The organism is Chitinophaga silvisoli (assembly GCF_003412465.1).
Lineage (GTDB): Bacteria > Bacteroidota > Bacteroidia > Chitinophagales > Chitinophagaceae > Chitinophaga > Chitinophaga silvisoli.
Genome location: NZ_QTJV01000010.1, coordinates 125,049 through 139,603 on the forward strand (window position 1 = coordinate 125,049; position 14,555 = coordinate 139,603).

Here is a 14,555-nt window from a genome sequence, read left to right on the forward strand (position 1 = left end):
ACCTGAATCTGTTTTAAAAGTTTTTTTTGTCATGAAACTGGCCTTTACGGTGATATTGCTGACCTGTATGCAGGTGTCTGCGAATGTTTATTCGCAGCAGCGGTTCACATTAAATCTGGAGGAAATTAAGCTGGCCAGGCTACTTAAGCTGATTGAAAGGGAAAGTGATTACCGGTTTGTATACAGCAATGACCTGATTGCCACTGATGAAAAAGTTACTGTCAACGTAGATAATCAACCACTGGAAAAGGTGCTGGAACAGGCACTGACCCATACCGGTCTCACTTTCAAGGTGATGTCAGGAAAGTTGGTGGGTATTGCTCCCGGCTCGCAGGTGATAGCCGATAATCCGGTGAAAGGGCTTATCACGGATGCTTCCGGAGCACCACTGCCGGGTGTAAGTGTAAGGATTGCTAAAACAGGCAAAGGCACTGTCACCAATGCCAATGGTGAATTCCAGCTGGAAGCACCTACTACCGCTACCCTGGTGATTAGCTACGTAGGTTATTTAGATCAGGAAGTGCCGGTAAAAGGCCGTTCGACTGTGAATGTAACCATGGTCCTGGATACAAAAGGCCTGAATGAAGTGGTGGTGATTGCCTATGGTACGGCCAACCGCAAAACCTTTACCGGCTCCCTGGCACAGGTGGAAGGGAAAACCCTGGAAAGCAGGCCTGTCACCAATGCATTTAATGCACTGGAAGGCGCAGCCCCGGGTGTACAGGTAAATGCAGGTTCTGGTCAGCCGGGTGATGGCCCCAGCATCCGTATACGTGGTATCGGTTCTATCAATGCCAGCAGTGAGCCCCTGTACGTGGTGGATGGTGTTCCCTATTCCGGTGATATTTCAAGCATTAATGCCAACGATATAGAAAGTATTTCCCTGCTGAAAGATGCTGCCTCCTCTGCCTTGTATGGAGCCCGCGCCGCAAATGGCGTAGTCATGATCACGACCAAAAAAGGAAAGCAAAGAGGTAATCATATCAGCATCAGGGCTATGCAGGGCGTAACCAGCCGTGGTTTACCTGAGTACGATCGTGTCAGTGCAGAGGAATATTACCCGCTCATGTGGGAAGCATATCGCAACTCATTGCTGAAAAGTAATTATTCCCTGAGCGATGCAAGTGCTATTGCTGCAGGACAGGTGGCTGGAAAAGAAGGAATCTTCGAGCAACTGGCTTATAATCCTTTCAATGTAGCCAACAATGAGATTGTAGGCACAGATGGAAAACTGAATCCCAATGCCAAACTGCGCTATGCAGAAGACCTGGATTGGGAAAAAGCTATTCAACGCACGGGTGTCCGTGGAGATTACAACGTTAATTTCAATGGCAACAGTGAGAAGAGCGATTACCTCATCTCCCTGGGATATGTGAAAGAAAAAGGATTCGTGAACAAGTCCGATTTCCAGCGTGTGACTGGTCGTATCAACCTGAATACACAGCCCCTGAAATGGTTTAAAACAGGTATTAATGCCAACGGAAGCTATATTACTTCCAACCAGGCAAATACGGATGGTAGTACTTCTTATGTCAATCCATTCAACTTTGCCCGCAACATAGGACCTATTTATCCTGTATATGCCCACGATCCCGCTACCGGCGATTACCTGCTGGACGACAATGGTAATAAAATGTATGACCTGGGTAATATGACAGCATATGGTCTGAAAGCCCGTCCGAGTGGTGCTTATCCTGGCCGGCATGTGATTGCGGAAACAGAATACAACGACAACAATTTCAAACGTAATAACTTATCTGCCAGAACATTTGGAGAAATCAGTTTTCTGCGTGACTTTAAATTCACAACCAATCTAAGTGTAGATATCACCAACACCCTCTATGGTACTTATGATAACACAACTGTAGGTGACGGGGCTCCTGCCGGCAGGGCTTCCCGTGAGAACCTGATGAGAGTGGGGTTCACTATGAATGAACTGCTGAACTATGGACATTCATTTGGCAAACACAGGGTGGAAGCACTGGTAGGCCATGAAAATTATGACCTGACCAGGGACCTGTTGTATGGCTCCCGTCAGAACATCATTCTCGATGCAGGCAATTCTGAACTGATCAACTTTACGACGACCAACAGTCTTTATTCTTACCAGGTGAAATACCGTACAGAAGGTTATTTATCCAGGTTGAATTATAGTTACGATGATAAATATTTCCTGTCCGGTTCATTCCGCCGGGATGGAACCAGCCGTTTCTCCAATGACCTGCGCTGGGGTAACTTCTATTCAATTGGTGCAGCCTGGAGAATGGATGGTGAAAACTTCATCAAAAATATCAGTTTTATTGACCTCCTGAAATTACGTGCATCCTATGGCGTAGTCGGTAATGATGCCCTGCTGGATGCGAATGAAAATGCAATTTACTATGCATGGCAGGCATTGTACGAACCTTATTCAAATGCAGATGAAGCAGGTATGTTGCAGAGCTCAATTGGCAGTAAGCTGCAGTGGGAACAGAATAAAACCTATGATGTGGGGGTGGATTTTGGTGTCCTCAAGCAACGTATTACAGGTAGCGTGGAATATTTCCACCGCCAGTCAAGCAACCTCCTGTTTAGCGTACCATTACCTTTATCCAGTGGTGTGACCGAACAATATGCTAACATCGGTACGATGTACAACCGGGGTATTGAAGTAAACATCGGTGCAGATGTGCTGAAGGTAAAAGATTTCAAATGGAGAATAGATGTAAATGCCACTACCTACAAAAACAAGGTGACCAAACTGCCTAGCAGTGAGATCATCAGCGGCACCAAGAAACTGACCGAAGGGCATGGCATGTACGATTACTGGCTGCGCGAATACAAAGGTGTGAATGAAGCTACGGGTTCTCCTTTGTTCAGGGCACAGGCGCTGACCGATACTTCGAATACCTGGGTGTTAAAGTCAGGAGACACGGTTACGACCAATATCAATAATGCCAAATACCACTATGCAGGTTCTGCTATACCTGATGTATATGGTGGTATTACCAATACCCTGACATATAAGAATTTTGAATTGTCATTCCTGTTAAGTTACCAGATCGGTGGCAAAGTATATGATGCCACTTACGCGGCATTGATGCATGAAAGTACTTATGGTACTGCATTGCATAAAGATGCGCTGAAACGCTGGCAGAAAGCAGGCGATAAAACAAATGTACCAAGAATGGATGCATCTGAAACAACTAACCTGGCCAGTGCCACTTCTGACCGCTGGCTTACAGACGCTTCGTTCCTGAACCTGAGAAGGGTATCACTGGGTTATACTTTATCCAAACGTACCATTTCAAGATTGCACCTGGATGCTGTAAATGTATTTGTAAGTGGTGAAAACCTGGCGATGTTCTCTGCACGGAAAGGCATGAATATCACCCAGTCATATACTGGTGTGACTTCAAACGGATATGTGCCTTCCCGCATTGTGACTTTTGGTATTAATGTTTCACTCTAAAACAGGATTGACTAATGAAGAACTTTATATATATACTTTCTGCTGCGGCCTTATTTTCTTTTTCAGCGTGCAAGAAGGATTACCTGGATACGATGCCTACAGACAGTTATGCTTCTGACCAGGTATTTACTACTGTTGACAATGCCTGGAATGCCATCAATGGTATTCACCGCTCCCTCTACAAGCAATATGATAATCAGGATCAGGGCGGCCAGGGAAGTATGATGATTATAAACGACATGCTGGGTGAGGACCTGGTGATGACGGCTGCAGGCAATAGCTGGTATAATCCGACCTACAAGTGGACTATGCATCGTAATTCTTCTGCCTCCTTATTGAAATATAGCTACCTCTTTTATTATAAAATCATTTCCAATGCGAATATGATCATCAATAATATAGACGGGGCGGTTGGATCAGAAAGTGACAGGAAGAACATCAAGGGACAGGCTTATGCTTACAGGGCCTGGGCCATGTGGAACCTGGTACAGTACTTTGCCATCCGCTATGATGGCAGCGGGGGTAATACACAATTAGGTGTGCCGGTATTGACTACAAACGTAACAGAGGGCCAGCCAAGAGCTACGGTAGAAGAAGTGTATAAACAAATGAACATGGATGCTGATTCAGCGATTGCTGATTTGACGGTTGCATCTGCGCCGAATAATAAGTCTCATATCAATGTGAATACAGCTAAAGGGATTAAAGCCCGTATTGCCCTGACACAGCAACACTGGGCAGATGCTGCTAAATATGCAGCGGAGGCAAAGGCCGGTTATACGCTGATGACGAATGCAAGTTACCAGGCTGGTTTCAATGACTATACTAACAGTGAATGGATGTGGGGCAGTCACCAGATTTCTGAGCAGACCAGCTATTTTTATTCCTTTTTTGCTTTTATGTCCTGTAACTTCAACTCAACCAATATCCGCACGAATCCTAAAGCGATTAACAGCACTTTGTACAATCAGATCAGTGCTACGGATGTACGTAAAAAGATGTGGAGTGTGGATGGCAGTGGTGTAACGGTGCCTTCAGGCGGCTTACTGAAACCATATATGAATAAGAAGTTCCTGGCAGCCAGTTCCAGCAGCAGTATCGGGGATGTACCGATTATGCGTGCAGCAGAAATGTACCTGATAGAGGCGGAGGCAGATGCAAGAATGGGGCAGGATGCCGCAGCGGCAGATGTATTGTATACCTTAGCGGTGAACAGGGATCCCGGTTATGTAAAGAGCACCAGTACCGGGGATGCATTATTGAAGGAGATCCTGTTTCAGCGCCGGATTGAGTTGTGGGGAGAAGGGTTCAGGTTCTTTGACCTGAAGCGTATGAATGCAGCGCTGGACAGAACAGGGGCGAATCATAGTACTACATTGACCAGTGGCCTGATGACGATGCCAGCGGGGGATAAGCAGTGGCAGTTCCTGATCCCGCAGGATGAAATAAATGCGAATAAGGCGGTTATACAAAACGATTTATAATAAGCCTATTTGGTAATAAAAAAAGAGGATGCTCAAAGTAATGAGCATCCTCTTTTTTTTGCCTGGCTATTTATTTGCCAGCGTTAATATTTTCTTCACTTCATCCACCTGTGTTTGTGAGATGCCATATTCAGGCACGCCTGGTATACCTCCCATACTCACATTGGGGTTCCTGTACACCATCCTGCTTTCATTATAGCCTTTGGCGGTGGTGTGAAACTCTGTGGCACCGGTAGCCTGGATCAGGGCAGCGATGTTATTCGCTCTTACGCCGGAACCCACCATGATGGCAATACGACCTGCTGATTTTTCAACCAGCGTTTTCAGGAGCTCAGTACCTTCGATAGCGGTATTTCGCTGGCCGGAGGTGAGGATCCGCTCACAGCCTGTGCTGATCACGTCTTCCAGCGCCTGCATAGGATCGGCCGTCATATCAAAAGCGCGGTGAAAGGTGACTCCCAGGGGCCATGCCAGTTCTACGAGTGCTTTGGTACGGGGTATATCCACCTTGCCATCCGCGGTCAGCAAGCCGATCACCACGCCATTGCAACCCAGTTCTTTGCAGAGCTGGATGTCTTTTTGCATAGTAGCATATTCCAGGTCATCGTACAGGAAATCGCCACCACGCGGGCGGATGATAGGATAGAGGTCAATATTCACCTTTTCGCGTGCCAGGGCAATGGTGGCATAGCTGGGAGTGGTACCGCCTTCCAGGAGGTTGTCACACAGTTCTATACGTTTAGCACCACCTTCCTGTGCTGCGATACAGGAGGCTACTGAACCCGCACATATTTCAAGTGTAATCATGTCTTATTGATAGGGAGCTTGTGGCAAAAGTAAGCTGAAGGCATGGCGCATTTAAACGCTCCATCATTGTCCCGTATTAAACCGGGAGTGCTTACTGGTGATACGCGCTCTTATTTATAGTAGCTTTTGCCGTCAATCAGCACATTATTTTCCTTCTCAGAAAGCACTGCATAGTTAAATCCTTTCTGCAGGCAATAAGCGCCGTATTCACCTTTTTTATTCACTGCCAGGAAACCCACCTGCAGGCCTTTGGATCTTTCAGGACCTTTCTTCACAATGCGTTCTACGGCTTCTTTACAAGCTTTTTCAGGGGAGTAACCCTGGCGCATCAGTTCTACAACCAGGTGGCTACCTACGATGCGGATCACTTCTTCACCCACACCTGTGGAGGTAGCAGCGCCGATCTCGTTGTCAACATACAAGCCAGCACCGATGATAGGAGAATCACCTACACGGCCATGGAGTTTGTAGGCCATACCACTGGTGGTGCATGCACCGGAGAGGTCTCCGTTTGCATCGATCGCCACCATACCGATGGTATCGTGGTTATACTGGTTACCAGGCAGCATACGGGGACTGAAAGTAGTCGGGTTAGAACCTTGTCCGTAAGATGAATTTTCGATGTTCATGACAGGCTTATACTCAGATTTTTTCAGCCACTCTTTCCATGCCTTTTCGGACTCGGGGGTGAGCAGGTTTTCCTTTTTAAAGCCCTGTGACAGTGCGAATTGCAGTGCACCATCACCCACCAGCATTACATGCGGTGTTTTTTCCATTACCGCACGGGCAACGGAGATAGCGTGTGTAATGTGCTCCAGGGAAGCTACGGAGCCACAATTGCCTTTCTCATCCATGATACAGGCATCGAGGGTTACACGGCCATCACGGTCAGGGTAACCGCTGAAGCCTACGGTGTGGTTGTTGGGATCGGCTTCCGGTACTTTCACACCGGCTTCCACTGCATCCAGCGCACGACCACCTTTCTTTAAAATCTCCCATGCGGCCAGGTTGGCAGCACGGCCGAAATCCCATGTAGATAATACGATGGGCTTAGTGCTTCTGTCTTTTTTTACAAACGGAGCTGCATGTGCGCTCTTTACCCCGTCTAAAGACAAAGCAGCGGCACCGAGGGCCGCTGCTTTTAAAAAATGTCTGCGATCTTGCATGATGTTTAAATTACAAGTGCTTTATGTTGGTATTAATCTTTCATCTCCCATGCCAGTGCGCTCGCACCTAATATAGCAGCATCGCTTTCTTTCAGTTCGGAGAATACCAGCTTTACCTTATTCTGGAAGATAGGCAGCAGGTTCTTTTCCATATGCTCACGAACTGGTTTCATTAACAGATCGCCGGCTTTGGTCAGACCACCAAACAGTACGATCGCTTCAGGGCTGGAGAACATGACGAAGTTCGCCAATGCCTCACCCAGGATCTTACCGGTGAATTCATATACTTCCATGGCCAGCGGATCGCCCTTCATGGCAGCTTCATAAATTACTTTTGAATTTACTTCTTCTTTTTTGAATTCACGCAGCAGACTTTTTGTGTCCGGGCGGGTTTCCAGGAATTCAAGTGCAGTGTTGGTCACACCTGTAGCGGAAGCGTAAGCTTCCAGTGAGCCATGTGCCTTGGTTCCGGGATGGAAACGGCCACCAGGTATTACGATACAGTGACCCAGTTCACCGGCAAAGCCGTCGTGGCCATAGATCAGCTGACCATTGGCGACGATACCGCTACCTACGCCTGTACCCAGGGTGATGACGATAAAGTCTCTCATGCTTCTGGCAGCACCGTACATGAATTCACCCAACGCAGCTGCATTTGCGTCATTTGTTAAAACAGCAGGGACACCAAATTTAGCTTCCAGCAATTTCGACAATGGAACTACACCCTTCCAGCGAAGGTTCGGAGCGTATTCAATATTTCCGGTATAAAAGTTTCCGTTAGGAGCTCCTACACCAATTCCTCTGATGTTCTTGATACCACCTACCTGCTCGATCAGTACGGAAAGGTGTCCGTGCAGTTCGTCCAGGAATGCGTTTACGTCTTCGTGTTGGTTCGTTAGCATACGACCATCACACAGAATATTACCTCTGCGATCTACTATGCCAAACTTTGTATTGGTTCCTCCAATATCAATGCCCACCGCTAATTGCTGACTCATAATCTATTCCCTGTGATTTTAAAATAGTTTTAACTCTGAATGCAAAGAATGCCAGATATGCAAAGCATATTACTGGGATTATATAAGAATAATGCGTTCCAATACTTGGATCGTCGCCCAGACCGCCCTGTACCGGGGGGATGAGAGAGCCGCCGAGGATCATCAGGATCAGGAATGAAGATCCCTGTGCTGTGTACTTGCCCAGACCAGCAATGGAAAGCGCGAAGATACAAGGCCACATAACGGAGCAGAATAAACCGCCGCTGATGAAGCTGAAGAGGGAAACATAACCGGTCGTCATCAGACCAATAGCGTTGGCAAGGATACCGAGTATGGCGAAAATCATAAGTGTTTGTGCTGGTTTGTCCTGACCAGCGAAGAAACCTATGATCTGGATCACCAAAATACCTGCATAGGGGTATAATACGCTTACATCTGTACCTTTTGCATAGTTAGCTGCCAGCACGAGGCCGTAAGCGAAAAATGGCACTATTACGCACAGGATTTTACGCATTCTTTCCGATACATTGAATACGGAGATGGCACCTGTCCAGCGACCGATCATCATACTACCCCAGAACAGGGAAACATAAGGATCGATTTCTGCGGTGGTGAGACCGTTTTCAGTAAGGAAACCTTTGGTTTCGAGCAGGCCGCCCATATTGCTGGCGATGGTCACTTCCACACCGACATATACGAAGATGGCGATCATGCCCAGTACCAGCTGAGGGTATTTCATAGCACCCCAGCCTTCGCCGCCAGTAGCAAGGCCTGCACCTTTCTGCGAAACGATTTTCGCATAGAACAGGACTGCAAGGATCCCAACGATACCGATCACGAAGAAAGGTAGTTTGTTTTCCCGGCCCAGGCCAATCATGATCAGCACGAACAATGCGGTGATGGCTGCCAGGGTTTTACTTGCTTTGGGTGATTGCTCAAATGGCTCGTCCGAAGTTTCTTTCGGCATTTTCGAGAACCAGAAGATAGCAGCAGCAACGAGGAACAGGACGATCAGCAGGATGTACAATGTGTTGATCTTACTGATGTCAGTATCTGCGCTGGCAGCACCTTTTGCACTACCGAAGAGCAGGATGCTCACGATGAGTGGGCCGATGGTTGTACCAAGAGAATTGATACCACCAGCCAGGTTCAGACGGTGAGCACCTTTTGCAGGATCTCCCAGGAGGAAGGCAAAAGGATTGGCAGCGGTCTGCTGAAGCGAAAAACCAAGGGCGACGATGAAGAATGCGCCCAGAATGAGATAAAAGGCATAGGTTTCATTAGCCATGCCGCTACCGAAATTGACTGCAGCGATGAGCGCTACAGCACCTACGACTGAGATGAGGAGGCCGTAGATAATACCTTTCTGATAACCGATCTTGTTGAGGATATCAACGCCTCTGAGTGCTGATAAGAAGTACAGCAGCAGGGAGCCGATAAAGTAAGCACCATAGAATGAGAAATCAATCAGCTGCGATTCAAGCTGATTCAAGTGGAAATGTGCCTTACAGAAGGGGATGAATATGCTGTTCGAGGCAGCAACGAAACCCCAGAAGAAAAATACAAGTATCAGTACAAAGAAAGATGGATGTGTACTTTGCTTTGTTTGTTGAACCATAAACGTGTTAACGTGTTAAATTACTGTAATTTTTGCAGCGATAAATGTATAAATTATTTTTTGACAATTCCTAAATATTTAAGAAAAATATCCCTATTTTTCTGATGCAAAAACGTTTTAGCTAATATGGTATAAAATATCTATCTAATTCATTGAATAGTGAACAAAAAGCAAAGGAAGGGTTGATTTAACATACTTTTTAATCCATTTAGCGTGAAAATTTAGCATCTGTCTATTAACAACGGCCAAACTATCGTTGTTCATTAGGAAATACTGAAATTGTTAAGTATGTTCGCAATTATCAATCAAAGTGTTTAAATAATATATAAAACAGCAGTATGGGGAACTCCGCTACACCTATTAAAGAGCCATTACCTATGCAATCACAACAGCAGGCCAATTATGGCAAAGCTATGGGCATTATCGGCACTTTATTTTTCATTTTTGGATTTGTGACCTGGTTGAACAGCGTGCTGATCCCTTTTTTGAAGCAGGCCTGTGAAATATCAGACTTCGAGGTGTTTTTCGTCACCTTCGCCTTCTACATTAGCTACCTGGTAATGGCAATTCCGTCATCTGCCATCCTGAAAAAAATTGGTTTTACAAAAGGGATGTCCCTCGGTCTGCTCATCATGGCTGTAGGTTCCCTGATTTTTATTCCTGCTGCATACACCCGTAGCTTCCCATTATTCCTGTTGGGATTATTCGGACAGGGTACTGGTCTGACCTTGCTGCAGGCGGCTTCCAACCCATATGTAACGATCCTGGGCCCCATCGAAAAAGCGGCCCAGCGTATCAGTATCATGGGTATTTGTAACAAGGTGGCTGGTATGATCGGGATCTTCGTACTGGTACAGTTGTTATTCAGTGATGCGACTGAATTATCTGCAAAGATCAACACCCTCACAGGTGCTGCGAGAGAAGCAGAGTTGCAGGCACTGGCACAGCGTGTAGTGGTGCCTTACCTGGTGATGACGGTGGTGCTGCTGGCACTTGCATTTATGGTAAGAAAATCTGATCTGCCTGAAATCAATACTGATGAAGAGGATGCAGTAGCTGATGATGCCGGTGCCAGGAAAGGTATTCCGCCGCATTTGCTGCTGGGTGTAGTTTGTATCTTCGCTTATGTAGGTGTGGAAGTACTGGCGATCGATTCACTGGCATTGTATGGTGAATACAATGGCCTGGAAAAAATGGTAGCGACTAACCTGGGTATTTATAGTTTGATTGCATTGACGGTTGGTTACCTTTCCGGTATCGTACTGATTCCAAAAGTCATCTCTCAGAAAACGGGTCTGATCATTTGTGCCAGTATGGCGCTGGTCCTCTCTGTAGGCGCGCTGGCAACTCATGGCTGGATATCTATCATCTGCGTAATTTTGCTGAGTTTATCACATGCTTTAATGTGGCCTGGTATCTGGCCGCTGGCAATGAATAAAGCTGGGAAATATACCAAGATCGGTGCAGCATTCATGGTGATGGCGATTTGTGGTGGTGCGATTCTGCCGCTGATTTATGGGGCGATTGCAAAGGGTTCTGACAGGCATATTGCTTATGTGGTGATGCTGCCATGCTACCTGTATATCCTGTATTATGGCCTGAGTGGTCATAAGGTGGGATTGAAGAAAGCGTAATAATGACATTTATCTGTGTGCATAAAAAAAGTCCGCAATTTTATTGCGGACTTTTTCATTTTTAATATTGATCGTCGAGTGCAAAGATCGGCTTTCGATTGATCCAGTTGCCCCGTGTGAAATCAGGTATATACTGTACACTTCCACCTTCTGCTACTGATGCCTCACTCAGTGGTGTGATTGCATACATGGTAGCCAGGTCATATACATCCTGTGCATATGGCGCTTCTCTCTTAATACTTTCCACAAAACTATTGATCACATACCAGTCCATGCCACCATGGCCTGCGCCGGCTGAACTCTTCGTATATCTCTTCCACAGCGGGTGATCATATTTCCCCATGTAGCTGTTTGCATCTTCAGGTGCGCCTGCTTTTTCCCACTCATCATAAGGGCTCTTTCCTTCTACATACACACTTGCTTTATCATCCATCCACAACCCATTTGTTCCCTGTACACGGAAGTTCAGGGAATAAGGACGAGGTGAATTTGTATCGTGCGAAAGCATGATCGTTTCCCCATTGCTGGTGCGGATCAGTGTCGTAACAATATCACCCAGGTTGAACTGTACTTTTGCATTTGGATGACTCTCGCTGCTGTTATCAACGATATATTTATGCAGGCCACGACTTTTGGTGGCCACGGATGTTAAGGAGATCAGCCGGTTGCCACGGTTTACATTGATCATATTGGCTACCGGCCAGAGACCATGAGTAGGATAGAGGTCGCCATTGCGGTGTACACTGTGGTTGGTACGCCAGTGTGCTTCTGAAAGCCCCTTCTCGCCGAATTCTACGCCGCCGCCATAAATCTGTTTGCCATCGTTGAACTTCACTTTGCGCAGGTCATGCTGATAGCCGCCCTGCAGGTGAATCAGTTCTCCAAACAAACCCTGGCGAACCATGTTGAGCACCGCCATGATATCACGACGATAGCTTACGTTTTCCATCGCAAATACAGGCACACCTGTTTCTTCACTTACGTTTACGAGCTGCCAGCATTCTGCTACATCCGTAGCGCCACATACTTCCACTGCCGGTGTCTTGCCTGCTTTCATTGCAGCTACTGCCTGTGGGGTATGCCATTCCCATGGTGTGGCGATGATGACTGCATCGATGTCGTCTCTTTTAAGGAGGTTGTGGAAATCTTCGGGGCCGTTCGTGTATTCTGCTACTTTCCTTTTGCTGCCGTAGATTTTGTCAATGAGTTTTCTTGCTCCGGGGATGGCCCAGTTGGTGTCCGGATCAGCGATGGCAACTACTTCTACATCTGCACGGTTCAGGCATAATTCAAGATGGCCTTGTCCTCTGGCTCCAACGCCGATGAGGCCCATTCTTACTTTTTCTTTTTTTACGTTAGCAAAAAGCCTGGAAGGAGTATCCAGCAAGGTGAGGCCGACTCCGGCGGCCAGGGTGTTTTTGAGAAATGTTCTCCGGTGTAAATGCTGCTTTTTCATGTTTCATTTTGGTTTTGCTCTTGGCGATAACATGATTGAATGGTGTATTGTATTGTGTAGCTGGTCGTTAAATGTAATGTAAATGATTTTGAAATGCAATTTTTTTCATTTATAACTGCCGCCTGTATTGCCACTATTTTACCCTTCACTTCCTTTATTTTCTCTGCCAATCACAGTAATGGACCTTTCAATGGTATTACCTGCTGAGATCATGGTATAAAACCAGACGATATATCATAATCAGGCCAGCACTGTCATTTTCAGTGATATCGGACCTGGCTGCAGCCGGCAGGCAATGAAGATGGAATAGCTGTACTACGAACCGGAGCACTCTGAATATAAAAGAATGTGAACCGGCATCCAGGCCGGCTGCTATTTAGAATAAAGGGAAGGAAAGTGTTGCAGCGTATGCCCAGGTGGTTTTAAGAAGAACCTGGCACTGAAACGTAAAAGTAATAGCTTCCAGCTCCAGAAATACTGTAAATCCTGCCGGTCTGGTGGATGGCGATGCCGGCACCTACCGGGCGGGTCCGGATCACCTGTACCGGTGCCAGGGCCTGTCCTGTACTGGGTGAGGTACAACTGTTCAAAGCCCCGGAAGCCTGATTTATTCCTATACCTACAACCCGTTTAATTTAACACAACTAAGCAAACGAGGAGCTCTTTCCAGGGTTCCTTTTTTATAAACTCCTGTAGATCAGGCGAAATATAAATTGAAAAAAAATATTTCCTGTAAATCTCTGTTTGGCTCGGCTTTTGTTAATTTTGCACTGGAAATTTAACAGTAAACCTGAAAATTTTTTGACCACATTGAATAAATAATATTATAACTTTGCGGTTGATTAATTAAAGACAGTTTTTAACAATTTAATGCTGAACTGAAGTTGGAAAACTTTGCGGCCCATACTCTTTCTCCTTTTCACCCTTCCCTGATGGAAGGTGAGTGTTCCATTGGGTTCAATGTCTTTAGATACCTTTCCCGACGACCTCGTATTTGATAGTGCCGCCTAGCCAGCCCGCTATCGCAACCTTAATGCCTCTTCACAAATCCATTAAGGTATTTCCCCCCCATCAAGCATGGGTATAGAATCAATTTATTTATTGTAACGTTTTCAATTGACAAGATTGGAAAATCCGAATATCATCGTACGGGTAGCCACCGTTGACGATCAGCATTATGGTAAGACCATTACCGACGAGATGGAAGCTTCTGCCAAGGCCAGAGGAACAGGTATAGCCAAGCGTTCTCCAGAGTATGTACAGCATAAAATGGAAGAAGGTAAAGCTGTGATTGCAGTAACTGACAAAGGTGAATGGGTTGGTTTCTGTTATATAGAAGCCTGGGGACACGAAAAGTTTGTAGCCAATTCAGGCCTGATTGTAAACCCCGCATTCCGTGGACATGGTGTGGCGAAAGCCATTAAGCATAAAGTATTTGAGCTCTCACGTGAGAAGTATCCTGATGCCAAGATCTTTGGTCTCACTACTGGTCTTGCTGTGATGAAGATCAACTCCGAGCTGGGCTATGAGCCGGTGACCTATTCAGAACTGACAGATGATGAAGAGTTCTGGAAAGGTTGTCGTAGTTGTGTTAACTTTGATGTGCTGACCAGCAAGAACCGCAAGAACTGCTTATGTACTGCGATGCTTTATGATCCGGTAGAGAAAGCAAAAGAAGAAGAGGAGAAACGTGCAGCGGCGGCATTTCATTATAATGTAAATATACAGCCACAGGTAATGGTTGCTGCAAACGGTACAATCCAGCATCCACAGCGGAAGCGTAAGTTCTCTGACAACTTCAAGTTGTTCGAACGCTGGCTGCGGTTTAAGAGATTCGTATTGCTTAAGAGCGGTAAGGAAAAAGAAGGAGGAAGCGGTGGCGGCGCTGCTGCAGCAAGCAAGAAAAGATTCTTCCTGTTTAATTTTTTATAGATAGAGAAT

The 14,555-nt window shown here is 46.2% G+C and carries 10 protein-coding genes; 4 read left to right on the plus strand and 6 right to left on the minus strand.

The features are described 5' to 3' along the window. Nucleotides 1-31: 31 nt before the first annotated feature. Nucleotides 32-3,451: a TonB-dependent receptor gene (locus tag DXN04_RS24840; RefSeq protein WP_233525679.1), complete on the plus strand. Its 3,420-nt coding sequence runs from the start codon at nucleotides 32-34 to the stop codon at nucleotides 3,449-3,451. Nucleotides 3,452-3,465: 14 nt separating this feature from the next. Further along, on the plus strand, nucleotides 3,466-4,935 hold the full coding sequence (locus tag DXN04_RS24845) for a RagB/SusD family nutrient uptake outer membrane protein (RefSeq protein WP_116856111.1): 1,470 nt from the start codon (nucleotides 3,466-3,468) through the stop codon (nucleotides 4,933-4,935). A 66-nt stretch (nucleotides 4,936-5,001) separates the two neighbouring features. Here the strand turns inward: DXN04_RS24845 and DXN04_RS24850 are convergent, their stop codons facing one another. The 4 genes from DXN04_RS24850 to DXN04_RS24865 form a co-directional block, all read right to left on the minus strand. After that, nucleotides 5,002-5,742: a copper homeostasis protein CutC gene (locus DXN04_RS24850; RefSeq protein ID WP_116856112.1), complete on the minus strand. Its 741-nt coding sequence runs from the start codon at nucleotides 5,740-5,742 to the stop codon at nucleotides 5,002-5,004. A 110-nt stretch (nucleotides 5,743-5,852) separates the two neighbouring features. Next, nucleotides 5,853-6,908: a N(4)-(beta-N-acetylglucosaminyl)-L-asparaginase gene (locus tag DXN04_RS24855; protein ID WP_116856113.1), complete on the minus strand. Its 1,056-nt coding sequence runs from the start codon at nucleotides 6,906-6,908 to the stop codon at nucleotides 5,853-5,855. 32 nt (nucleotides 6,909-6,940) lie between these two features. Beyond that, nucleotides 6,941-7,906 (minus strand): ROK family protein, encoded by a 966-nt coding sequence (locus DXN04_RS24860; protein WP_116856114.1) that lies wholly within the window; start codon nucleotides 7,904-7,906, stop codon nucleotides 6,941-6,943. Then, nucleotides 7,878-9,524 carry an MFS transporter gene (locus DXN04_RS24865; RefSeq protein ID WP_116856115.1) on the minus strand — a complete coding sequence of 549 codons (1,647 nt, stop codon included), beginning with the start codon at nucleotides 9,522-9,524 and terminating at the stop codon, nucleotides 7,878-7,880. Before DXN04_RS24865 ends, DXN04_RS24860 begins: the two co-directional genes overlap by 29 nt. 338 nt (nucleotides 9,525-9,862) lie before the next feature. Here DXN04_RS24865 and DXN04_RS24870 point away from each other — a divergent pair, with 338 nt between their 5' ends. Next, the gene (locus DXN04_RS24870; RefSeq protein WP_116856116.1) at nucleotides 9,863-11,158 is read left to right on the plus strand and encodes a sugar MFS transporter; all 1,296 of its coding nucleotides are present in this window, start codon (nucleotides 9,863-9,865) and stop codon (nucleotides 11,156-11,158) included. A 61-nt stretch (nucleotides 11,159-11,219) separates the two neighbouring features. Here DXN04_RS24870 and DXN04_RS24875 read toward each other — a convergent pair whose 3' ends face one another. Together DXN04_RS24875 and DXN04_RS34895 are read right to left on the minus strand one after the other, a co-directional pair. Then, nucleotides 11,220-12,614, minus strand: a complete 1,395-nt coding sequence (locus DXN04_RS24875) for a Gfo/Idh/MocA family protein (RefSeq protein ID WP_116856117.1) — start codon at nucleotides 12,612-12,614, stop codon at nucleotides 11,220-11,222. Between the two features lie 422 nt (nucleotides 12,615-13,036). Then, nucleotides 13,037-13,204 (minus strand): hypothetical protein, encoded by a 168-nt coding sequence (locus tag DXN04_RS34895; protein WP_158569137.1) that lies wholly within the window; start codon nucleotides 13,202-13,204, stop codon nucleotides 13,037-13,039. A gap of 526 nt (nucleotides 13,205-13,730) precedes the next feature. Between DXN04_RS34895 and DXN04_RS24880 the strand changes: the two genes are divergently transcribed. Further along, entirely contained in the window at nucleotides 13,731-14,546 is an 816-nt protein-coding gene (locus DXN04_RS24880) for a GNAT family N-acetyltransferase (RefSeq protein WP_233525680.1), read from the plus strand. Nucleotides 14,547-14,555 lie beyond the last annotated feature (9 nt).